This is a genomic window from Allobosea sp. TWI1241, from assembly GCF_039673065.1.
Taxonomy (GTDB): domain Bacteria; phylum Pseudomonadota; class Alphaproteobacteria; order Rhizobiales; family Beijerinckiaceae; genus Allobosea.
Map to the genome: position 1 here is coordinate 1 of NZ_JBDJKW010000017.1, position 22,144 is coordinate 22,144.

Consider the following 22,144-nt stretch of genomic DNA (forward strand, 5'->3'; position numbering starts at 1 on the left):
GGAGGGGACGCGCCGGCTTGCCGCCGGCCTCGCGGCCGCGGCCCAGGCCCGCGCCGCCGAGCGCGCCGCCCTGTTCGGCATCACCAGCGAGGGGCTGGGGCTCGACCAGGCGCAGCTGCACCGCCATGTCGCGCATGTCGTGGCAGCTCTGGCGCCGAACGACAGCGCCGCGCGTCTGCGCGCGCTCGGCGTCACCTTGCTCTCCGGCCCGGTGCGCTTCCGCAGCCGCCGCAGCGTCGCCATCGCCGACACGATCGTCAGCGCGCGCCGCTTCCTCGTCGCCACCGGCGGCCGCCCGGCCCGGCCCGCCCTCCTCGGCCTCGACCAGATCGAGACCCTGACCCCGGACGGCGTCTTCGCCCTGCCCCGCCTGCCCGAGCGCCCGATCGTGCTCGGCGGCACCACCGCCGCCGTCGAGATCGCCCAGGCGGCGCAGACGCTCGGCAGCCAGGTCACGCTGGTCGCGCCCGAAGGCCTGCTGCCGCAGGAGGATCCCGAGGCGGTGGCGCTGCTGCGCCGCGCCCTGCTGCGCGCCGGCATCGCCCTGCACGAGAACAGCGCCGTGCTGCGGGCCGAGCTGCTGCGCCGGCGGCCGCGGCTGGTGCTGGCCGGCGACGCGGGTGGCGCGGAGCTGGCGATCGACGGCTCGCATCTCGTGCTCGCCACGGGCACGGTGCCGGCGATCGACGATCTCGACATCGATCTCGCCGGGCTCGCGCGCGACGCCGACGGCATCGTCGTCGATCGCGGGCTGCGCAGCGCCAATCGCCGCGTCTACGCGGTCGGCGGCTGCGCCGGCGGCGCGGCGACGGGCTCCGCCGCCCCCTTCCTCGAGCAGCACCAGGCGGTGCTGGCTATACGCAATGCGCTGTTTCGCCTGCCGGTGCGGCTCGGCAGCCAGCCATTGCCGCGCCTTGTGCGCACCGATCCGGAAATCGCCAGCGTCGGTGCCAGCGAGGCGCAGGCGCGCGACCGGGGCGCCATCGGCGTGCTGCGCTGGCCCTATGCCGAGAACGAGCGCGCACAGGCCGAAGGCCGCAGCGAGGGCTTCGTCAAGCTGGTAACCGACGGGCGCGGCCGCGTGCTCGGCGCGACGATCGCGGGCGCGAGCGCCGGCGAGCTGATCGCGCCCTGGGGCCTCGCCATCGGCAAGCGGCTCGGCGCAGGCGACGTCGCCGCCCTCGCCCTGCCGCCCGCCAGCCTGTCGGAGATCTCGCAGCGGGCGGCCCTGTCGCGCGCCGTGCCGCTGGCGAACCGGCCGGGCATCCGCCGGCTCATCGGCTTCCTGCGGCGCTTCGGCTAGTCTCGCGCGATGTCGTCGCCCGTCTTCGACCCGCAGAGCCTGTCGATCAGCGTGCCGCGCGGCCCGACCAGGCTCGGGCTGTCGGCGAAGCTGCTGCTTCTCACCATCCTGTTCGTGATGCTGGCGGAGGTGCTGATCTACCTGCCCTCGGTCGCCAATTTCCGGCGCAACTGGCTGAACGACCGGCTGGCTGCGGCGCAGATCGCGGTTCTGGTGCTCGAAGGGAGCCCGGCGGAGGGCCTGCCGGACGGCATCGAGGAACGGCTGCTCGAAGGCGTCGGCGCCTCGGCGATCGCGGCGCGCGTCGGCGGGGCGCGGCGCCTGCTCAGCCGCGATTCGATGCCGCGCGAGGTCGGCAAGACCGTCGACCTGCGCGACCAGAGCTGGGCCAGCGCCATTATGGACGCGGTGGCGACACTGCTGAACCCGGCGCGCGACATGCCGATCCGCGTGGTCGGCCAGGCGGTCGGCCAGGCCGACTTCGTCGAGATGATCATCGACGAGACGCCGCTGCGCCGGGCGATGATCACCTTCTCGATCAACCTGACGCTGATCACCCTGCTGATCTCGGTGCTGACCGCCGGCCTCGTCTACCTGACGCTGAACTGGCTGATCGTGCAGCCGATCCGGCATCTCGCCGCCAACGTCATGGAATTCGAGAACGATCCCGAGAACCCCTACCGGGTGATCGAGCCCTCGCAGCGCGCCGACGAGATCGGCGAGGCCGAGCGGGCGCTGGCCCGCATGCAGGCGACGCTGGCCGACGATCTCAGGGCCAAGAAGCACCTCGCCGAGCTCGGGCTGGCGGTCAGCAAGATCAACCACGACCTGCGCAACATGCTGGCGGCGGCGCAGCTGATGTCGGACCGGCTGACCGAGACGCGCGATCCGCGCATCCGCAGCTTCGCGCCGCGGCTGATCGCGACGCTCGACCGCGCCATCGCCTTCTGCCAGGCGACGCTGGCCTATGGCCGGGCGAGCGAGGCGCCGCCTTCGCTGCGCGAGGTGAAGCTGCACCGGCTGGTGGCCGAGCAGGCGGAGCTGCTCAGTCTCGGCCGCGAGGGGCCGATCGGCTTCGCCAACCAGGTGCCGGACGCGCTGACGCTGGCCTGCGACCCGGACCAGATGGCGCGCGTGCTCTCCAACCTGATGCGCAACGCCGTGCAGGCGCTGGAGCGCGGCGCCGCGACGCGCGACGAGGACGCGGCGGCGCCGCAGCTCGCCATCCTGGCCGAGCGGCGGGCGCAGGACGTGGTGCTGCGCGTCGTCGACAACGGGCCGGGCGTGCCGCCGCGGGCGCGCGACAACCTGTTTCAGGCCTTCCGCGGCTCGGTGACGCCGGGCGGCACCGGGCTCGGCCTCGCCATCGCGGCCGAGCTGGTGCGCCTGCATGGCGGCACGATCGAGCTCGAGAACGCGCCGCAGGGCGCAGCCTTCCGCGTGACGCTGCCGGCGCGGCGGATGGCGGCCTGAGCCGGCGCCGCCTTACTGGCTGGCCCAGATCACCCGTGCCATGAAGGCGATCTCGCTCGTCGCCAGCACCCGGTCGGGATGCTCGGGGTTGAGCGAGGCCAGCTCGACGGTCCGCGCGGTCTGGCGCCTGAGCTGCTTGGCCAGCACCTCGCCCTCCACCGTCTTGACCACGACGCGGTCGCCGCGCCGGATCGCCGCCACCGGAGAGACGATGATGGTGTCGCCGTCGCGATAGAGCGGCAGCATGGAATCGCCGGAGATCTCCAGCGCATAGGCCTTCTCGTCCTGCAGGCCGGGAAAGGCGACCTCGTCCCAGCCGGTGCCAACGGGAAAGCCGCCATCGTCGAAGAAGCCGCCGGCCCCGGCCTGGGCGAAGCCGATCACCGGGATGGTGCGGGCCGGCGCGGCGCCCGGGCGCACGACATGCATGAACTCGTCGAAGCTCGCCCCCGTCGCCTGCAGGATCTTGGCGATCGATTCCGTCGAGGGCCAGCGCTCGCGCCCGTCCGGCCCGACGCGCTTGGAGCGGTTGAAGGTGGTGGCGTCGAGCCCCGCCTTGCGCGCCAGCCCGGAGGCGGTCAGCCCGTAGCGCTGGGCGAGCGTGTCGACGGCACGCCAGATCTGGTCATGGGACAGCATTGCGGCGGTCTCTTTGCGACGGCGAAGGCGATCGGGAATCAGGGATAAAGCTAGGAATTATACCCTATCGCATGAGACATCAATCTGATTCTCGCGGCGCGACTCCTTGGCGATTGCCTCGCCGGAGGCGAAGGCCTATGTCCGGCGCCATGGCCCGCGACAGCGCCTCACCAATCTACAAGATCTGCCCGGAGACGCTGTGGCGCGCCGCCGAGGAGGCCGGCGTCTTCACCGGCGCGCCGGTCGATCTCGCCGACGGCTTCATCCATTTCTCCACCGCCGGACAGCTGCGCGAGACCGCCGCCAGGCACTTCGCCGGGCAGGACGGGCTGCTGCTGATCGCGGTGGACGGCGCCCGCCTCGGCGACGCGCTGCGCTACGAGCCCTCGCGGGGCGGCGCGCTCTTCCCGCATCTCTACGCCCCGCTCGATCCGCGCGCCGTGCGCTGGGTCATGCCCCTGCCGCGCGTCGGCGAGGCCCATCTCTTTCCGGAGGATATCCCGTGATCGGCGCCCTGTTCGGCCTCGCCCGGCCGCTGATCCACAAGCTCGACGCCGAGACGGCGCACCGCATGAGCATCGCGGCGCTCGCCGCCGCACCGGCGCTGCGCCCGGCCGCCGATCCGCCGACGCTGGCGACCGAGGCCTTCGGCCTGCGCTTCGCCAACCCGATCGGGCTGGCGGCCGGCTTCGACAAGAACGCCGAGGCGGTGGACGGGGCGCTCGGCCTCGGCTTCGGCTTCGTCGAGGTCGGCGGCGTCACGCCGCTGCCGCAGCCGGGCAATCCGCGCCCGCGCGTCTTCCGCCTGCCGGAGGACGAGGCGGTGATCAACCGCTACGGGCTGAACAGCGAGGGCATGGAGGCCGTCGCGGCGCGCCTCGCCGCGCGGCGGCGCAAGGGCGGCATCGTCGGGGTCAATCTCGGCGCCAACAAGGACTCGGCCGACCGCAGCGCCGACTACGCCACGCTGGCGCGCCGGCTGGCGCCGCTCGCCGACTTCCTGACCGTCAACGTCTCCTCGCCGAACACGCCCGGCCTGCGCGACCTCCAGGCCGAGAGCGCGCTCGACGACCTGATCGCCCGCACACTCGCCGCCCGCGACGAGGCCGCCGCTGCCGGCAAGCCGACGCCGGTGCTGATCAAGATCGCGCCCGACCTGACCATGCCCGAGCTCGACGGCATGGTGGCCGTCGCCCGCAAGCGCGGCGTGGACGGCATCGTCGTCTCCAACACCACGATCGCCCGGCCAGACAGCCTGCGCGGCGCCGCCCGGGCCGAGACCGGCGGGCTCTCCGGCAAGCCGCTCTTCGAGCCCTCGACGCGCATGCTGGCGGAGACCTTCCTGCGGGTGGAGCGCCAGTTCCCGCTGATCGGCGTCGGCGGGGTCGACTCCGCCCAGACAGCCTTCGCCAAGATCCGAGCCGGCGCGACGCTGGTGCAGTTCTATTCGGCGATGGTGTTCAAGGGCCCCGGCCTGGTCGGCGAGGTCAAGCGCGGGCTCGACGGCGAGCTGCGCAAGGCCGGGCTTCCGCGCCTGACCGCGCTGGTCGGGCGCGACGCCCAGGCGATCGCGCGGGGCGAGACGCTCTGAGCCTGCGCCTGGCCCGCAGGCTGGCTGCGCTGCTGGTGGCCGGCCTGGCCGGGCTGGCCACCGTGCCGGCCCGCGCCGACGAGGCGCTGGTGATGCGGCTGATCTTCGAGGACTGCCTCGGCTATGTCCGCCATGGCCGCACGCCCTTCGCCGGGCTGGCGACAAGGCCCGCCCCGCCTGCCGTGATCGCCGAGCTGCCGGCGCGCATGCCCGACCGCGACAAGGCGGTGGAGCTTCTGTCCCCGCGCTATGTCGCGAGCTGGGGCGCCGACGCGATGGCACGCCACTGCATGGTGAGGACCGTCTTCGAAGCGGCGCAGGCCGGTGCGCCGGCAAAGCTCGGCGTCAGGGCGGCGGGCTTCGTCGCCCGCGTCGACGCGCGGGCGAAGGCGGCGGGGCTGACGCAGGCGGAGACCGCCGAGCGCTTCTCGCCGATCGCCAGCAATCTCTGGTCGGAACCCGGGACAGGGCACGAGAGCGGGCCGCTGCGCCCGGTCAGCCTGTCGCTGCTGGCGACGACGCCGCCCGACGCGGACGGCATCGCCGATGCCGGGCTGTTCGTGATGGCCGGGCCGCCCCTGCCGCCGCGCTGAGCTAGCGCTTTCCGGCGAAGAGCCGGCCGATCAGCCAGAGCGGCACCACGACGATCGCGCCCGCGATCACCCAGCCGCCGACCTGGCGCAGCGTGCCGAAGCCGAGATCGCCGAGCGAGCGCAGGAAGTTCAGCGCCGACTCGACCAGGCTCGCCGGCGAGAGGCCGAGAAAGGCCATGCCCGCGCCGACCAGCAGCGAGATGAAGAGCAGGCGCACGAGGACGCTGAGCAGCGAGCCGCCGAGAAAGCGCTCGATCCCGCCATTGGCCATGCTGGTGTTCCCTTTTGCGACGCGCGACGGCGCAGGATGTCAGGGCGCGGTTGAACCCGCCCTGAACGCCGCCGTCAACCTGAGGCGTCAACCGCAGGCGCGATCGCGCGGGAGATCAGCCGGTAGCGGAAGCGCCCGCCGTGGCCCAGCCGGCGCCGGCGATCTTGGCGGCGGCGATCACCGCCTGGGTGCGGCTGTCGACGTTGAGCTTGGTCAGGATCGCCGAGACATGCGCCTTCACCGTCGCCTCCGAGACGCCGAGCTCATAGGCGATCTGCTTGTTGAGCAGCCCTTCCGACAGCATCATCAGCACCCGGACCTGCTGCGGCGTCAGGGTCGAGAGCCGGCGCACCATATCGGCGGTCTCGTGGTCGACCGGGGCGGAGAGGTCGATGCCCGGCGGGGTCCAGACACCGCCGTCGAGCACCGCCTTGATCGCGTCTCCCATCTGCGCGACCTCGGCGGTCTTGGGCAGGAAGCCCAGCGCGCCGAACTCGATGCAGCGGCGGATCACTGTCGGATCGTCATTGGCCGAGACCACGATCACCGGCAGCTCGGGATGGGCGGCGCGCAGGAAGAGCAGGCCGGAGAAGCCCTGCACGCCCGGCATGGCGAGATCGAGCAGGATGAGGTCGACATCGGCGGATTCGGCCAGCGTCTGGCCGAGGGCGTCGAGCGAGCCGACCTCGCTGACCGTCACATCGGCCAGCGCATGCGCGACGGCCTGGCGCAGCGCGCCGCGGAACAACGGGTGATCGTCCGCGATCACGATCCGTGTCGGGTGTCCGCTCATGCTGCCCTCCTTGTCCCGCTTCGCCGCCGTCACCGGCCGCGAAGCACCCCCGCCTACCGTTGAAGCGCCGCGCACCGGGTCAAGTCAATCGTCCAAAGGTGCGGCACGGCCAGCCCGGGCCGCATGGAACCTGTGGCGAAATCGCCCGGTATCAGGCGCCGGCGGGCAGCAGCGCCTCCAGCGCCTCGATGCGGTCGGCCTCGCCCGGCGGCTTGTCCCAGCGGATGCGGCTGATGCGGGGGAAGCGCATGGCGAGCCCGGATTTGTGCCGCGTCGAGCGCTGCAGCCCCTCGAAGGCGACCTCGAAGACCAGCCCCTCCTGCGCCAGATGGGTGACCTCGCGCACCGGGCCGAAGCGGTTGACGGTGTTGCGGCGCACGAAGCGGTCGATCTCGACCAGTTCCTCGTCGGTGAAGCCGAAATAGGCCTTTCCCACCGGGACGAGCTCGTCCGCGCCCTCCTCGCCGACGCGCCAGACGCCGAAGGTGTAGTCGGAATAGAAGGAGGAGCGCTTGCCGTGGCCGCGCTGGGCATACATCAGCACGCAGTCGACCAGACGCGCGTCTCGCTTCCACTTGTACCACCAGCCCTTCGGCCGTCCCGGCAGATAGGGACCGTCGCGGCGCTTGAGCATGCAGCCCTCGACCGCCTCGGCATCCGCCCCGGCGCCGGCCGCGGCGGGATCGGCGCGGGCGGCGGCGAGCGCCCCCCAGTCCGCGAAGGGGATCTGCGGCGAGATGTCGAAGCGCTCACCGCCGAGCCGGCTCAGGAACTGCTCCAGCCTGCGGCGGCGCTCGTCATAGGAGAGCGCGCGCAGATCCTCTTCGCCATCGGCGAGAATGTCGTAGGCGCGGATATGGGCCGGGTGTTCCTTCAGCATCCTGGCGGTGACCTGCTTGCGGTTCAGCCGCTGTTGCAGGGCATTGAAGCTCTGCACCGCGCCTTCGCGCATCACCAAGAGCTCGCCGTCGAGCGCGCCGTCCAGCGTCATCGCCTCGGTCAGGTCGGGGAAGGCGTGGCCGATCTCCTCGCCCGTGCGGGTGTAGAGCCGCACGACGCGGCGCCCGTCCGCATGCGTGCCGGCGACCGCCTGGACGCGGATGCCGTCCCATTTCCATTCGGCGGCGAAGGCCGAAGGCTCAAGCCGCTCGAAATCGCCATCCTCGATCGCATGCGAGAGCATCACCGGCCGGAAGGGTGCCGGATCGTCGGCCTCCGGCCGGGGACCGTGGCCTTCGAGCCAGGCGAAGAGCGAGCGATAGGGCGGCTCCAGCCCGTGCCAGACCTGCTCGACCTCGTCGGCCGGCAAACCGCCCAGGCTCGCCGCCGCCGTCTTGGCGAGGCGAGCCGAGACGCCGATGCGCAGGCTGCCGGTGATCAGCTTGAGCAGGGCCCAGCGCCCGGTCTCGTCGAGCGCATCGAGCCAGGCGGCCACCAGCCCCGGCAATTCGGTGCGGCCGGCCTCGCGCAGGCCCTCGACCACCTCGGGCAGGCTCGGCACCGCATTGGCGCCGTGCCGCGCCGGCCACATCAGCGCCACCGTCTCGGAGAGATCGCCGACATAGTCGTAGGAGAGCGAGAACAGCACGGGATCGACCCGCTCGGCCACCAGCGACCGCACCAGCCCGGCCTTGGCGTTGCGGAAGACCAGCCCGCCGGTCATCGCCGCCAGCGCATAGCCGCGATCGGGATCAGGCGTGCTGCGCAGATAGTCCGCGATCAGGGCGAGCTTGCCGTTGCGGCGCGGCTCGTAGGACAGGCGGTCGAGCAGCCAGGCGAAGCGGTTCACGGCGCGTCCTCCCCGGACGGCGTCTCGGCGGGCTCCGCCTCGCCCTCGTCGCCATAGCCGACGAGATGCAGCGCCATGCCCTTCAGCCCGACCGTGCCGCACCAATGCGCCAGCGCATCGGCCTCGCCATGGGTGATCCAGATCTCGCCGGCGCCGACCTCGCGGATCGTCGCCTGGAGATCGTCCCAGCCGGCATGGTCCGAGATCACCAGCGGCAACTCGACGCCGCGCTGGCGGGCGCGGGCCCGCACCCGCATCCAGCCCGAGGCGAAGGCAGTCACCGGGTCCGGGAAGCGGCGCGACCAGAGGTCCTGCACCGCGCTCGGCGGGCAGATCACGATCTCGCCCGCCATGGCCTTGCGCTCGGTGGCCGTGACCTTGCGGACCTCGCCGAGCGGGATGCCCTGCGCCAGGTAATAATCGGTGATCTTCTCGACCGCGCCGTGGATATAGAGCGGCCGCTCGTAGCCGGCCTGGCGGATCAGCGCCATGACGCGCTGCGCCTTGCCGAGCGAATAGGCCCCGACGATATGGCTGCGCTCCGGGAAGAGCCGGACGGAATCGATCAGCTTGGCGACCTCGGCCGCCGCCGGGGGATGGCGGAAGACCGGCAGGCCGAAGGTCGCCTCGGTGACGAAGACGTCGCAGGCCACCGGCTCGAAGGGCGCGCAGGTCGGGTCCGGCTCGCGCTTGTAGTCGCCCGAGACGACGATGCGCAGGCCCCGCGCCTCGACGACGATCTGGGCCGAGCCGAGCACATGCCCGGCCGGCACGAAGCGGAACGCGACCTCGCCGATCCTCACGGTCTCGCCCGGTGCGATCGCCTGCCGGCTTTCGGTAAAGCCCTCGCCATAGCGCAGCGCCATGATGTCGAGCGTCTCGGCAGTGGCGAGCACCGCGCCATGGCCGGCGCGGGCATGGTCGGAATGGCCATGGGTGACCAGCGCGCGCGGCACCGGCCGCAGCGGGTCGATATAGACGTCCGCCAGCGGGCAGTGCAGCCCGAGCGGCGTCGGGATGAGCAGGTCTCTCGGCTTCAGCCTCTGGCGCGCGATCATGCCCTATGAGATAGAGCCGCTCTCCGCATGGAAAAGACCGGCCCCTCCTTTTCGCCGTCCTCGGGCGATATCCGCCTGGACCGCCGCTATGGCCGGGCGGAGGCCGCGCTCGCCCAGGGCGACCGGCAGGAGGCGATCGAGTTGCTGCAGCAGACGCTTGCGGAAGCCCCCGGCTTCGCCGCCGCCTGGCATCTCTACGGGAGGGCGCTCGCAACACCCGAACACCATGGCGCGGCCGCCGAAGCCTGGCGGCATTACCTGACGCTCGACCCCGCCGACCATCTCGGCGCCAGCCTCGACCTCGCCAGCATCGGCGCCATTCCCGCCGAGCAGGCCACACCGAAGACCTTCGCCCGCGCCCTGTTCGACGCCTATGCCGAGCGCTTCGAGGCTCATCTGGTCGACAGCCTGCATTACGACGCCCCCGCCCGGATCCGCGACGCCCTGCTGTCGCTCGCGGCCACGGCCGGCACGCCCGCCCGCTTCCGCCATGCCGCCGATCTCGGCTGCGGCACCGGGCTGATGGGCGCAGCCGTGCGCGACCTCGTCGACGAACTCTCCGGCTGCGATCTCTCGCCGCGCATGGTCGCCCGCGCCGCCGAGAAGCGCCATGCCGGCTGCCGGCTCTACGACACGCTCGCCACCGCCGACGCCGGCGATTTCCTGGCGCTGTCGCCGGCGGCCGGCTTCGACCTCGTGCTCGCCGCCGACGTCTTCATCTACCTCGCCGCGCTGCGCCCGGTGCTCGCCGGCACGGCCCACGCCCTGCGGCCGGGCGGGCTCTTCGCCTTCAGCGTGCAGAGCCATGCCGGCAATGGCGTCGTGGTCGGCCCGGACCGGCGCTTCGCCCATGCCGAGCCCTGGCTGCGCGACGCGCTGGCCGAAGCCGGGCTGACGCCGCTCTCGGTGACGCCCCACCGGCTGCGGCTGGACCGCGGCACGCCGGTGCCGGGGCTGATCGTCGTGGCGCGGCGCTGACGCGCAAGCCGGCGGACCACCGTTCAAAACCGGATGCGAAGCGCCTATCTCTGGAGGCGATGGACGCGCCCACCCCTCCGCCTCCGGCCCTGCCGCCGCGCTTCGCCGACTGGTTCGCCGGGCGCGGCTGGCAGGTGCGCGCGCATCAGCTCGCCTTGCTGGCGGAGGCGCGCGCCGGGCGCTCGACCCTGCTCGTCGCGCCGACCGGCGCCGGCAAGACGCTCGCCGGCTTCCTGCCCTCGCTAGTCGAGCTGGCCGAGCCCGGCTTTGCCCGCGACGGGCTGCACACGCTCTACGTCTCGCCGCTCAAGGCGCTGGCCGTCGACATCGCCCGCAATCTCGAGGCGCCGATCCGCGAGATGGGCCTGCCGATCACGGTCGAGACCCGCACCGGCGACACCTCCGCCGCCAAGCGCACCCGCCAGATCGCGCGGCCGCCCGACATCCTGCTGACCACGCCCGAACAGCTCGCCCTGCTGGTCTCGCATCGCGACGCCGCGCCCTTCTTCGCCGGGCTGCGCAGGGTCGTGCTCGACGAATTGCACGCGCTCGTCACCTCCAAGCGCGGCGACCTCCTCTCGCTCGACCTCGCGCGGCTGCGGGCGCTGGCGCCGCGGATGAGCGCGGTCGGCCTGTCGGCGACGGTGCGCGCGCCGGCCGATCTCCAGGCCTATCTCGGTGGCAGCGGCACGCCGGCCGGGCTCGTCACCGTCACCGGCGGAGCCCAGCCGCGGATCGGCATCATGGAGACGCGCCGGCGCCTGCCGCTCGCCGGACACGTCACCGCCCATGCGGTCGCCGACATCTACGAGGCGATCCGCGCCCACCGGCTGACGCTGGTCTTCGTCAACACCCGCATGCAGGCGGAGTTCATGTTCCAGGCTCTGTGGAGCCTGAACGAGGAGACGCTGCCGATCGCCCTGCATCACGGCTCGCTCGACGCCGGCCAGCGCCGCAAGGTCGAGGCGGCGATGGCGGCCGGGCGGCTGAAGGCGGTGGTCTGCACCGCGACGCTCGACCTCGGCATCGACTGGGGCGATGTCGACCTCGTCGTCAATGTCGGGGCGCCCAAAGGCGCCAGCCGGCTGATGCAGCGCATCGGCCGCTCCAACCACCGCATGGACGAGCCCTCGCAGGCGCTGCTCGTGCCCTCCAACCGCTTCGAGCTGCTGGAATGCCGCGCGGCGCTCGACGCCGTGGCGGAGGCGGCGCAGGATACCCCGCCCCCGCGCCTCGGCGCGCTCGACGTGCTGGCCCAGCATGTGCTCGGCGTCGCCTGCTCCGACGGGTTCGTGCCCGACGCGCTCTATGCCGAGGTGACGACGGCCGCGCCCTATGCCGGGCTCGCCCGCGCGGATTTCGACGCGGTGGTCGATTTCGTCGCCACCGGCGGCTACGCGCTGAAGAGCTATGAGCGCTTCGCCAAGCTGCGGCGCGGCCGCGACGGGGTGATGCGCGCCAGCAATGCCGGCGTGATCCAGCAATACCGGATGAATGTCGGCACCATCGTCGAATCGACCATGCTCAAGGTCCGGCTCGGCCGCGCCCGGCCGACGCAACCCGGCCGGCCGAAGAGCATGACGCGCGGCGGGCGGGTCCTCGGCGAGCTGGAGGAGTATTTCGCCGAGACGATGACGCCGGGCGACACCTTCGTCTTCGCCGGCGAGGTGCTGCGCTTCGAGGGCATCAATGAGAACGAGGTGGTCTGCTCGCGCGCCGCCGCCGGCACCGACCCGAAGATCCCCTCCTATGCCGGCGGCAAGTTCCCGCTCTCGACCTTCCTGGCCGCCCGCGTGCGCGCCATGCTGGCCGATCCGCGCGACTGGGCCCGCCTGCCCGAGGAGGTCGCCGCCTGGCTGCATGCGCAGCGGCTGAAATCGCGCCTGCCCCAGCCCGGCGAACTGCTGGTCGAGACCTTTCCGCGCGCCGGGCGCTTCTTCCTCGTCGCCTATCCCTTCGAGGGCCGCCTCGCCCACCAGACGCTCGGCATGCTGCTGACGCGGCGGCTGGAGCGGGCGCGGCTGAAGCCGCTCGGCTTCGTCTGCAACGATTACGGCATCGCGGTGTGGACGCTGGGCGACATGGGCGCCGCGATCGCGCGCGGGGCGCTGTCGCTGGAGGATCTGTTCGCGCAGGACATGCTCGGCGACGATCTCGAGGCCTGGCTCGACGAATCCGCCCTGATGAAGCGCACCTTCCGCGCCTGCGCGGTGATCGGCGGGCTGATCGAGCGGCGCTTTCCCGGCCGGGAGAAGAACGGCCGCCAGGTGACGATGTCGACAGACCTGGTCTACGACGTGCTGCGCCGGCACGAGCCCGACCATGTGCTGCTGCGGGCGGCGCGGGCCGACGCGGCGACCGGCCTTCTGGACATCGGGCGCCTCGGCGAGATGCTGACACGGATCGCCGGGCGAATCGTGCACCAGCCGCTCGACCATGTCTCGCCGCTCTCGGTCTCCGTCATGCTGGAGATCGGCCGCGAGCTGGTGCAGGGCGAGTCGGCCGACGCGATGCTGGCCGAGGCGGAGGCGCAGATGCTCGAGGAGGCGATGGCGTGACGGCGGCGACGACGACCGCGGCGATAGCGGCGGCGGCGGCGGACACGGCCGAGGCGTTCATGCTTGGCCGGCTGCTGCTGGTGCCCGATCTCTCGGGCGCGCTCTTCCTGCCGGAGGAGCGCGTGCTGATCGTCGCCGACCTGCATCTCGAAAAGGGCTCGGCCTTCGCCAGCCGCGGCGTGCTGCTGCCGCCCTACGACACCGCCGCGACGCTGGCGCTGCTGGCGCGCGCCGTAGCGCGCTACGACCCGGCCCGGATCGTCGCGCTCGGCGACAGCTTCCACGATCTCGGCGGGCAGGAGCGGCTCGCCCCGGCGGCGCTCGCCGCCCTGCGGGCGCTGCAGGCCGGGCGCGACTGGCTCTGGCTCACCGGCAACCACGATCCCGCCATCGCCGCCGGCCTGGGCGGGCAGGTGCTGGGCGAGCTCGACATCGCCGGCGTGGCCTTGCGCCACGAGCCCTCGGCCGCGCCGGAGGGGCCGGAGATCGCCGGCCATCTCCACCCGGCGGCGCGCATCCGCCTGCGCGGGCGCAGCCTGCGCCGGCGCTGCTTCGCGCTCTCCCCGCGCCGCTGCGTCATGCCTGCCATGGGCGCCTATGCCGGCGGGCTGAACGTGCGCGACGCCGCCTTCCAGCGCCTGTTCGGCGCCGAGATCAGCACCCGCATCCTCGGCGACAGCCGCTTGTTCCGCATCAACCGCAGCCTGCTCCTGCCCGACTGAGCCGGGCGGCTCCGCGCGGCAAATCCGCCTCAACGGTGCAAAGCGGCGGATAAGCTGTTGCGTCCGCGAAGGGCTTGTGGCATCAGGACGCCGCTTCGGACGAAGCGCGCCACGCCTCCCCAGGGACGCGACCGGCGACGCCGACGATCCTGCTGCGGTAGCTCAGTGGTAGAGCACTCCATTGGTAATGGAGAGGTCGAGAGTTCAATCCTCTCTCGCAGCACCAGCCATTCTCCGGATAGCCAGAGATTGTCCGTGGAAGGCGAAATTCGAGCGCTGCTTCGCAGGCTTAGTGGTTGGCGCACTGGCAACGAGCTCCGAAAGACGCGCGCCCAGCGGCTTGTTTTGACGCCGCAAAGGCCCTGGTCTCTGTATGCCGCTTCCGGATTTTCCGGCGGCTCTGAGGATCTATTTGCTGAGACGAGTTCGCTCTGAGCTGAGACGAGTTCGCCCGCACGAAGTGCCGGCTCATGGCCCTTTGCTGACATAGAGTATGTCTGCTTTCCGCCGCCCAACTAAACCAGGGACGATGCAGCGGAACTAGCAGTGCCGCACTTTCCTTCAACGTGCATGGGCAATCGCCGGACAAGATCGAAACGCTTTGGATCGGCGGAACATATCGCCTCTTCCCTTGTTTCGTTGACATCGAGCGGACCGCACCGTCCGCAACGCGCCGGCACCTTGTCCGCGCCCTTAAAGTTCATCGTTCATGACCGATACCACCCTACGAGGCGTCCCCGACGCCACGACCGATCGCGCGTGTTCCGCAGTCTCCTGGGGCGCCGTCCTCGGAGGCGCCGTTGTCAGCGCGTCGATCTCCCTGATGCTCCTCGCAGCGGGTTCCGGGCTCGGCTTCGTCTCGGTCTCGCCTTGGACGAATGCGGGGGTCACTACCGCCACCTTCGGCATCGCTGCCATGATCTGGCTTGCTGTCGTGCATCTGGTCTCTGCGGGCGCCGGCGGCTATATCGCCGGTCGTCTCCGCACCAAGCGCGTGGGGCTTCATACCGACGAGGTCGCCTTCCGGGACACCGCTCACGGCTTCATGGCCTGGGCCGCCGGCGCGATCATCAGCACCGTGCTGCTGGCGTTGGCCGCTTCCGCGGTGATTGGCGGCGGGGCTCGCGTGGGTGCCAGCGCGGCGTCCGGTATCGGTTCTGCCGTCTCCAGCGCAGCGAGCCAGGCTGCCGGTCGCCTCGATCTGTCGAGCCTCGACCCGTCGGACTATGTCATCGACACGCTGTTTCGCTCCGAGAAGCCCGCGCCTTCTTCAACCGACATGGCTCCGGCGCGTGCCGAGGTCGGTCGCATCATCGCCATGAGCATCCGCGACGGCGACATGTCTCCTGCCGACAAGTCCTATGTCGCCAGCGTGATCGCCGCCCAGACCGGCATCAGCCAGCCCGACGCCGAAAAGCGCATCACTGACGCGATCGCGAAGACCAAGGAAACCGCCGCCAAAACCGAGCAGACCGCTCGCGAGACGGCTGACATAGCCCGCAAGGCTGCCGCCTCATTCGCCCTGGCGACCTTCATCGCGATGCTCATCGGCGCGCTGGCCGCCAGCTATGGCGCGACGCTCGGCGGCCGCGCCCGGGACAAGGTCCACGCCTGATCCACGCCCGCAACCCCGACAACCGGAGAATTCCAATGGCTACGAATGCACCAAAGGCTCTCGACGACATGTTCCATGACATGCTCAAGGACGTCTACTACGCCGAGAGGCAGATTCTGAAGGCGTTGCCCAAGATGGCGAAGGCGGCCAAGTCGCCCGAGCTCAGGAAGGCCTTCGAGACGCATCGCGAGGAAACGGAGGGGCATGTCGAGCGCCTCGGCGAGGTCTTCGAGGTGATCGGCAAGGCGCCTCGCGGCAAGACCTGCGACGCCATCCTCGGCATCCTTGAGGAAGGCAAGGCCGTCATGGAAGACTACGCCGACAGTCCCGCCCTCGATGCCGGTCTCGTGGCGGCCGCCCAGGCGGTCGAGCATTACGAGATGACCCGCTATGGGACTTTGAAGTCATGGGCAAAGCAGCTCGGCCACAACGACGCGGCGGCGCTGCTCGATGCTACGCTTGCCGAGGAGACCAAGACCGACAAGCTTCTCACGCAGCTCGGCGGGCCAGCAAACTCGGCGGCTGTCGCGCAAGCCAAGGCGGCGTGATCCGATCGCTGCCTGGGCCCCTCTCTCCTCACGGGAGAGAGGGCTTCACTGCGCTCATGTCCTTGAGTTGCAACATTCATAGCTGTTCGGACCCGGGCCGCCATGACAGGGCGGCCCGGAACTGCCGGTCTCTAAGCGAGTGCGTTCCGCGCTCGCGCGAAACCTCCTCAGGCCTCGAGGAAAAAGCGGATCATCTCGCGAGAAGCATCAGGGCCCGTGGCATCGGTATAGCTTCCGCTGCGATCACCTCCCGACCAGGCATGGGTGCCCCCATGGATCAGCCAGTGCTCGGCGAGTGCAGGAGCATCGCCATGCCCGATCAGCGACCGGGTTACGCGTTTGCCATTGATCACCGCATCGGTCTGAAACTCTGCTGGCTTCCCCTGCGCGGAACCCGCTAGATCGAAAACAGCCTTGCCGTTCGATGGATGAACCGTGGCATCGGCGGTTCCGTGGAAAATGATCTTCCTGATGGGCGAACGGCCTTGTGCCGTTGCTTTCGCATTTCCCTTCATTGCAGCGAATGCGGACATGACGTCGCAAGCCGCGCCGTGAGGCAGGCCGGAATGAATGCCAGCTGCGGAAAAGACCTCGGGATAGGTCGACGCCAGGACGTCGGCCATGGCTCCGCCCGCCGACAGGCCAGCCACGAAAACCCGCTTTCGGTCGATCTTGAATTCCGAAGCCAGTTCCTGGGCAAGTCCTGCCAGAAGGGCCGGCTCACCGGCGCCACGCCGCTGATGACGAGGATCGAACCAGTTCCAGCAACCCTGCGCGTTGGCCGATTTTGGCTGCAGGGGATAGGCGACGATCAGGCCGAACTCATCGGCTAAGACATTCATCCGGGTCCCATGCGCGAAGTCATTCGGGTTTTGTGTGCAGCCGTGAAGCATCACCACCAGCGCAAGGTTGCGATCAGCGTGATCGGACGGCACGTAGAGCTTGTAGGCCAGCGAGCCGACCGCCGATTGGAATCTGCGCGCACGGAAGTTTTCACGGTCCCGCTCATCTTCCGTAACCGTGTCGCCATGGCTCGGCGCGTGGATGAAGCTTGCCTGCTCCTGTCGTAGCTTTTGCAGGATCGCCCGCAGACCGCGCGCCGGCGGTGCTTCGGGGCTGTCACCGCTTTGTGTGCCGCTATCCGCGGCAGCTGAGGGCATAGACCCGCGTCCGGCGAGAGCGTGCTGTATCGCCGCCGTTGCGCCCGTTACGTCGGATGTTCGCAGGCGGTTCATGGCTTCGCCGATGGCGGCGTGAAAACGCGGGTTCATGGCGAAGGTCCTTTGGGTCATGTCAATCGATCGGCCAGGGCGGCCTTGATCTCGGGGGATGCGTGCAGGGCCCCGAGGATGGTGAGGGAGGCGATGGCCTGCCGTGCCAGCTCCGGGGGGACATCGCTATCGATCACGGCGAGGCCGAGAACCCGGATCTCAAGCTGCTCGCCGGCTGCGACCACGGCTTCCAGGTCGCCGCGTGTGAAGGTCCGAAGGCCCAATTCGAGTGCCAGGCGCGTTGTGGCCTTCGCGGCGATGTCGGAATGGGTCGAAAGCTGGTTGCGGATCGCCGTGCGGATGAAGTCCGAGCGGTTGGAGTAGAAGCCGTCCCGGACCAGCAGGTCGATGCGGCCGAGATCCACGAAGCCGAGGTTCAGCGTTAGTTTCTCGCTCTCAGGAGTTTTCATCGCCAATCCATGTACCATCCAATTGGATGGCATATGGATGTGATCGGATGGATATCAAGAGGGCCCGCGCCCAGCGACCAATCCAAAACGTCAAAAGACAGAGACAGGCATTTGGCCGCGTGGCAGCACGTGGCATAAATGGGAACGCTCCCTAGACGGGAACGAGATCGGGGACATTTTGCCGACGCCGGAACTTCGGGACTCCCGTTTCATGCGCAGCCTGCTGGCGGCGTCGGACGATTGCATCAAGGTCATAGACCTCGACGGCAAGCTCTCCTTCATGAGCGAAGGCGGCCAGCGCGTCATGGAAGTCAGCGATTTCAACGCCATCAAGGGCTGCCCCTGGCCGGATTTCTGGGCTGATCAGGGCAACGCCGAAGCCAAGTTCGCGATCGAGGAGGCGCGTGCTGGTCGCAGCTATCGCTTCCAGGGTGCAGCCGACACGGCCGCCGGCAATCCACGGTTCTGGGACGTCCAAGTTGGTCCGATCCTGGGCCCGGATGGCAAACCCGAGGCGATCCTGTCCGTGTCGCGAGATATCACGGCCATCAAGGAGGCCGAGCAACGCCAGCGTCTGCTCGCGCTTGAACTCAAGCATCGGATGAAGAACACCGTCGCCATGATTCAGGCGATCGCCAATCAGACGATCCGTGGTGGTCCCGAGGTGGATGCGCTCAAGGAGGCCTTCATCGCAAGGCTGAACACGATGGCCTCGGCACAGGACATCCTGACCCAGACCGTTTGGGCCAGAGCGAGCCTAGCATATCTCGTCGAAGAGTCTCTGAAGGGGCAAAGCGACCTGTCGCGCTTCCGCATCGACGGCCCGCCGGTTGAACTCTCGTCCAAGACTGCCCTGGCGATGGCGCTCGCGCTCCATGAGCTGGCGACCAATGCCGCGAAATACGGCGCTCTCAGGCAGGATGGTGGACGAATCGACATAACCTGGTCGGTTGAAGACGGTCAGTTCGCATTCGAGTGGCGTGAGAGCGGCGGCCCGCTGGTCGAGCCGCCAACCCGCCGCGGCTTCGGATCGCGCATGATCGAGCGCGCTTTGGCGGGATATTTCAGCGGTGCAGCCGCCATGGACTATCAGCCGGCCGGAGTGGTCTTCTCGCTTCGCGGCCCCATTGACGCGCTCATTGCCGACTGATCAGGCCGTCGGCCGGAAGGCTGCGATGACTTCGGCTGCCCGGTATGGCTTTCTGATATACTGAACGTTCTCAGGCAGCTCGCCTTCGCGCGGCATGACGCGCCCGCTTGCGACGACGATGAGGATGGGCGGCCACCCCAGTCGCACGACATGCGACAGCTTCATGCCATCCATGGAGCCCGGCATCTCGATGTCGGTGATCACGACGGCGATGTCGTGGCGGGCTTTCAGGATCGCGATTGCTTCCTCGGCATGGGCAGCCTCGACCACCTCGAAACCAGCCTCCTCGATGAAGTCGACGGCGTCCATCCGAAGGAGCTGCTCGTCTTCGACGATCAGGACAACCAGCTTCGACATCATGTACTTTCGAGAGTGACCCTCAGCCAACTGCCGACGCGAGATCTTGTTGCCTCTCATTGTAAAGAATTGCGCTTTTTGTCCTTAGCACTTGGTTACGATGGCCAACTTTGGCCTGCGCGACGAGGCGGGCGCTATGCTTCCGGGAAACATCAGGTTTCAGGAGGGGGATTCGCCTGTGGCGCAGATCGCGGTTTTCATCCGGCAGAGGAGGTCCAGCAGGTAGCCCAGCTTTGATCGCATTCCTCGGCGGCGATGGATCACCCGGCTGAGGGCGTCGCCCCCTGTATGCCCGGGAACTCCAACAAACTGCCAGCGTTCTAAATTTGCCCACCCGAAACCACGTGGGCTGCGGCGCGTTGGATCGGGGGAAGTTTTGTCCGCACCGTCCAAGTGCCTTGAGTTCGTCACGATGACGGCGACCCTTCCGTCGACCGATTTCACTCCGGCGTCCAGCTTCAAGGAAACTGATCGATGCCGGCGATTGAGGTTCCCTCCACTGTCGCAGCTCCATCGACACGGTCGCCCGCTGACGTCGTCTCGAATGTAGCCATCGGCGTCTTCATCATCGCCGCGCTCTATTTCGGGCGTGAGGTTTTCGTCCCGGTGGCGCTCGCGATCCTGTTCAGCTTTGTCCTGGCGCCACTGGTCAAAGGATTGCAAAAGCTGCGTGCCCCGCGGGCGTTGGCGGTTTTTGTCGTCGTCTTGATTGCGTTCGCGACCTTGGCGGCCTTGACGATGGCGATGGTTGGCCAGGCAACTCAATTGGCGAGCGAGCTGCCAACCTATCAGAGCACCATCCGCGCCAAAATTGCCGCCTTGAAAGGCTCGGGAGCAGGTAGCGGGGTTTTGAGCCGCGCCGCGGATGTGCTGCAAGACCTGGGCAAGGAACTCGACCGTCCAAAGGCGGAATCTCCAGTCCCAAGCGAAACGCCAAGCCTTGCACGGGATGGACGCCCGATCCCCGTCGAGGTGCATCAACCGGAACCCGGCGCTATCGAAACGCTGCAGGCCTTTCTGGCTCCGCTGATCCACCCTCTGACCACAACCGGAATCGTGCTGATCTTCGTCGTCTTCATCCTATTGAAGCGCGAGGACCTTCGAAATCGGTTCATCCGATTGACCGGGACCTACGATCTGCAGAAGACCACGGCCGCGTTTGATGACGCCGGCAAGCGCCTCAGCCGGCTGTTTCTGACGCAGCTCATCGTCAACGCCGGCTTCGGTGTGGTGATTGGTTGCGGGCTTGCCGCCATCGGCGTTCCCAGCGCCTTGCTTTGGGGAATTCTGGCGGCGATCCTGCGCTTCATTCCCTATCTTGGCGCTTTTCTCTCGGCCGTTTTTCCGATGGTGATCGCCGCATCCGTCGATCCCGGCTGGATGATGCTCGCACTGACGGCGGCCTTGTTCGTGATCGCCGAACCGCTGGCCGGGCATGTGATCGAGCCGTTGGCCTATGGCCGCTCCACTGGGCTCTCGCCGATCGCCATCGTGGTCGCCGCGACATTCTGGACCTGGCTATGGGGGCCCATCGGACTGGTCTTGGCCACACCCTTGACCGTATGTCTCGTTGTGCTCGGCCGGCATGTCGAAAGACTGGAATTTCTGGACGTCATGCTGGGAGATCGACCCGCCCTATCGGCGCCGGAGATCTTCTATCAGCGGATTCTCGCGGGCGATCCCGCGGAAGCAGCCGACAAGGCTGAGGAGGTACTGAACGAGCGCTCGCTATCCGCTTATTACGACGAGGTCGCGCTCGAAGGCTTGCGGCTCGCTGCTGCAGACGAGGCGCGCGGGGTTCTCGATACTCCCAGGCGAAATCAGATTCTCGCGACAATTCGCGAGGTCGTCGAGGACTTGTCGGATCACGATGACCGCCGCCCCTCGCGCGACGCTGGCACGGCAGACCCCGAGACCGAGGCGACCGTTGAACAGACCAACGAACAGGAAGGTGCCTCCGATCTGCCCGTACTTACGGCGGCTGAGCTGAAGGACACGTTTCGAGACGGAGGTGGGATAGTCTGCATCGGCGCGCGATCGCAACTGGATGAGGCAGCCGCGCTGATGCTGGGCCAGATCCTGGAGAAGCATGGATTGGCGGCGGAGGCGTTACCTCCCACCGCGCTGTTGGCTCCCGGTATTGAGCGCCTTGCCGCACGCGATCCGGCTCTGATCTGCCTATGCTATATCGGCCCCCACAATGCCGCTCACGTGAAGTATGCGCTTCGGCGCCTTCGCCGCCGTCTACCGATGGCGATCCTGGTCCTCGGCGAACTGTCGCAAGTCTCCAGCCCCTTGGCGGATATCAAGAGGCCTCTGCTTGCCGACGAAGTCGAAACGTCTCTTCGAGGCATCTGCCGGCTGTGCCTTCAGTTCGCGGAGAAAAGGGACACGGCACGAGATCAAACGCCCGATTCCGAATGAACAAGGCTTTGCAATCGCACGATTTTCCTAATTCACGACAGCTGAAATTGAATTCCAGGCGCCAGGGAATTACGTAAATCGTGGAGCGGAAATAATATTCGATCTCGCCTTCGTGAGAAAAATAAACAGATTTATTTTCTAAATCTGTGCTACATTGTTTCACGGGAGGTTTTTCTTCCGCAAATTGGAAGGATTTTCCATGAAAATCCCCTCTCAAACCAAACCTGCCATCTGGGGTGCCGTTGGCGGTGCTGTTGCTCTTGCCGTTCTCGGCTTCACCTGGGGTGGGTGGTCGACGGCTTCGTCCAGCGAACGCGTCGCGAAGCTCCGCGCTGAGAATGCCGTTGTCGCGGCCTTGTCTCCGATCTGCGTGAGCAACTTCCAAAAGCAACCCAATGCCGATGCCGCACTTGCCGAGCTGAAGAAGATCAATTCGTGGAGCCAGGGCGATTTCATCGCCAAGGGCGGCTGGGCCACGATGATCGGCAGCCCGTCGCCGGACGCGGCCGTCGCCAAGGCCTGCGCCGAAACGCTCGGCATGTCCAAGACCTGAGACGATCGCAACGGCGACAGCCGTACGCAGCGACATCGTCCGTCGATC

General features: G+C 68.6%; 21 protein-coding genes and 1 tRNA gene. 14 read left to right on the plus strand and 8 right to left on the minus strand.

From position 1 onward, the window contains the following. Together ABE438_RS17780 and ABE438_RS17785 are read left to right on the plus strand one after the other, a co-directional pair. The coding region (locus ABE438_RS17780; protein ID WP_346504003.1) for an FAD-dependent oxidoreductase at window positions 1–1,303 on the plus strand (1,303 nt) is incomplete at its 5' end. A 9-nt stretch (window positions 1,304–1,312) separates the two neighbouring features. Then, window positions 1,313–2,776, plus strand: a complete 1,464-nt coding sequence (locus ABE438_RS17785; protein ID WP_346504004.1) for a sensor histidine kinase — start codon at window positions 1,313–1,315, stop codon at window positions 2,774–2,776. Between the two features lie 12 nt (window positions 2,777–2,788). Here ABE438_RS17785 and ABE438_RS17790 read toward each other — a convergent pair whose 3' ends face one another. Continuing rightward, window positions 2,789–3,415 (minus strand): S24 family peptidase, encoded by a 627-nt coding sequence (locus tag ABE438_RS17790; protein WP_346504005.1) that lies wholly within the window; start codon window positions 3,413–3,415, stop codon window positions 2,789–2,791. 137 nt (window positions 3,416–3,552) lie between these two features. On the opposite strand from ABE438_RS17790, the gene ABE438_RS17795 reads away from it, so the two are divergent. The 3 genes from ABE438_RS17795 to ABE438_RS17805 are packed head-to-tail and all read left to right on the plus strand — an operon-like array spanning window position 3,553 to window position 5,599. Next, window positions 3,553–3,921, plus strand: coding sequence for a DUF952 domain-containing protein (locus ABE438_RS17795; protein ID WP_346504006.1), 369 nt, complete (start codon window positions 3,553–3,555; stop codon window positions 3,919–3,921). Further along, window positions 3,918–5,006 carry a quinone-dependent dihydroorotate dehydrogenase gene (locus tag ABE438_RS17800; protein WP_346504007.1) on the plus strand — a complete coding sequence of 363 codons (1,089 nt, stop codon included), beginning with the start codon at window positions 3,918–3,920 and terminating at the stop codon, window positions 5,004–5,006. The genes ABE438_RS17795 and ABE438_RS17800 overlap by 4 nt, the downstream gene beginning before the upstream one ends. Window positions 5,007–5,041: 35 nt before the next feature. After that, on the plus strand, window positions 5,042–5,599 hold the full coding sequence (locus ABE438_RS17805; RefSeq protein WP_346504008.1) for a hypothetical protein: 558 nt from the start codon (window positions 5,042–5,044) through the stop codon (window positions 5,597–5,599). A 1-nt stretch (window position 5,600) separates the two neighbouring features. Here the strand turns inward: ABE438_RS17805 and ABE438_RS17810 are convergent, their stop codons facing one another. The 4 genes from ABE438_RS17810 to ABE438_RS17825 all read right to left on the minus strand — a co-directional run bounded on the left by ABE438_RS17810 (window position 5,601) and on the right by ABE438_RS17825 (window position 9,510). Then, a complete protein-coding gene (locus ABE438_RS17810) occupies window positions 5,601–5,870 on the minus strand; it encodes a DUF6460 domain-containing protein (protein WP_346504009.1) in 270 nt (89 codons plus the stop codon). A gap of 115 nt (window positions 5,871–5,985) precedes the next feature. Next, on the minus strand, window positions 5,986–6,663 hold the full coding sequence (locus ABE438_RS17815; RefSeq protein WP_346504010.1) for a response regulator transcription factor: 678 nt from the start codon (window positions 6,661–6,663) through the stop codon (window positions 5,986–5,988). Between the two features lie 151 nt (window positions 6,664–6,814). Next, entirely contained in the window at window positions 6,815–8,452 is a 1,638-nt protein-coding gene (locus ABE438_RS17820) for a cisplatin damage response ATP-dependent DNA ligase (RefSeq protein ID WP_346504011.1), read from the minus strand. Next, window positions 8,449–9,510, minus strand: coding sequence for a ligase-associated DNA damage response exonuclease (locus ABE438_RS17825; protein ID WP_346504012.1), 1,062 nt, complete (start codon window positions 9,508–9,510; stop codon window positions 8,449–8,451). Before ABE438_RS17825 ends, ABE438_RS17820 begins: the two co-directional genes overlap by 4 nt. A 27-nt stretch (window positions 9,511–9,537) precedes the next feature. Here ABE438_RS17825 and ABE438_RS17830 point away from each other — a divergent pair, with 27 nt between their 5' ends. From ABE438_RS17830 to ABE438_RS17855, 6 genes are all read left to right on the plus strand, one after another. Further along, window positions 9,538–10,488 carry a class I SAM-dependent DNA methyltransferase gene (locus ABE438_RS17830; RefSeq protein ID WP_346504013.1) on the plus strand — a complete coding sequence of 317 codons (951 nt, stop codon included), beginning with the start codon at window positions 9,538–9,540 and terminating at the stop codon, window positions 10,486–10,488. Between the two features lie 59 nt (window positions 10,489–10,547). Next, window positions 10,548–13,046, plus strand: coding sequence for a ligase-associated DNA damage response DEXH box helicase (locus tag ABE438_RS17835; protein WP_346504014.1), 2,499 nt, complete (start codon window positions 10,548–10,550; stop codon window positions 13,044–13,046). Between the two features lie 59 nt (window positions 13,047–13,105). Next, window positions 13,106–13,768, plus strand: a complete 663-nt coding sequence (gene pdeM, locus ABE438_RS17840; RefSeq protein ID WP_465248633.1) for a ligase-associated DNA damage response endonuclease PdeM — start codon at window positions 13,106–13,108, stop codon at window positions 13,766–13,768. Window positions 13,769–13,919: 151 nt separating this feature from the next. After that, window positions 13,920–13,994 (plus strand) — tRNA-Thr (locus ABE438_RS17845). 483 nt (window positions 13,995–14,477) lie between these two features. Further along, entirely contained in the window at window positions 14,478–15,383 is a 906-nt protein-coding gene (locus ABE438_RS17850; RefSeq protein ID WP_346504016.1) for a hypothetical protein, read from the plus strand. 35 nt (window positions 15,384–15,418) lie between these two features. After that, on the plus strand, window positions 15,419–15,931 hold the full coding sequence (locus tag ABE438_RS17855) for a YciE/YciF ferroxidase family protein (protein ID WP_346504017.1): 513 nt from the start codon (window positions 15,419–15,421) through the stop codon (window positions 15,929–15,931). 167 nt (window positions 15,932–16,098) lie between these two features. Here ABE438_RS17855 and ABE438_RS17860 read toward each other — a convergent pair whose 3' ends face one another. Together ABE438_RS17860 and ABE438_RS17865 are read right to left on the minus strand one after the other, a co-directional pair. Continuing rightward, window positions 16,099–17,202, minus strand: coding sequence for an extracellular catalytic domain type 1 short-chain-length polyhydroxyalkanoate depolymerase (locus ABE438_RS17860; protein WP_346504018.1), 1,104 nt, complete (start codon window positions 17,200–17,202; stop codon window positions 16,099–16,101). 17 nt (window positions 17,203–17,219) lie between these two features. Further along, the gene (locus ABE438_RS17865) at window positions 17,220–17,612 is read right to left on the minus strand and encodes a CopG family transcriptional regulator (protein WP_297255782.1); all 393 of its coding nucleotides are present in this window, start codon (window positions 17,610–17,612) and stop codon (window positions 17,220–17,222) included. A 211-nt stretch (window positions 17,613–17,823) separates the two neighbouring features. Between ABE438_RS17865 and ABE438_RS17870 the strand changes: the two genes are divergently transcribed. Further along, window positions 17,824–18,762, plus strand: coding sequence for a sensor histidine kinase (locus ABE438_RS17870; protein WP_346504019.1), 939 nt, complete (start codon window positions 17,824–17,826; stop codon window positions 18,760–18,762). On the opposite strand, the gene ABE438_RS17875 is transcribed toward ABE438_RS17870, so the two are convergent. Next, window positions 18,763–19,122, minus strand: coding sequence for a response regulator (locus tag ABE438_RS17875; RefSeq protein WP_346504020.1), 360 nt, complete (start codon window positions 19,120–19,122; stop codon window positions 18,763–18,765). It lies immediately after the preceding gene. Window positions 19,123–19,593: 471 nt separating this feature from the next. Here ABE438_RS17875 and ABE438_RS17880 point away from each other — a divergent pair, with 471 nt between their 5' ends. Then, window positions 19,594–21,543: an AI-2E family transporter gene (locus tag ABE438_RS17880; RefSeq protein WP_346504021.1), complete on the plus strand. Its 1,950-nt coding sequence runs from the start codon at window positions 19,594–19,596 to the stop codon at window positions 21,541–21,543. Between the two features lie 199 nt (window positions 21,544–21,742). Continuing rightward, window positions 21,743–22,096, plus strand: coding sequence for a hypothetical protein (locus ABE438_RS17885; protein WP_346504022.1), 354 nt, complete (start codon window positions 21,743–21,745; stop codon window positions 22,094–22,096). Window positions 22,097–22,144: the final 48 nt, after the last annotated feature.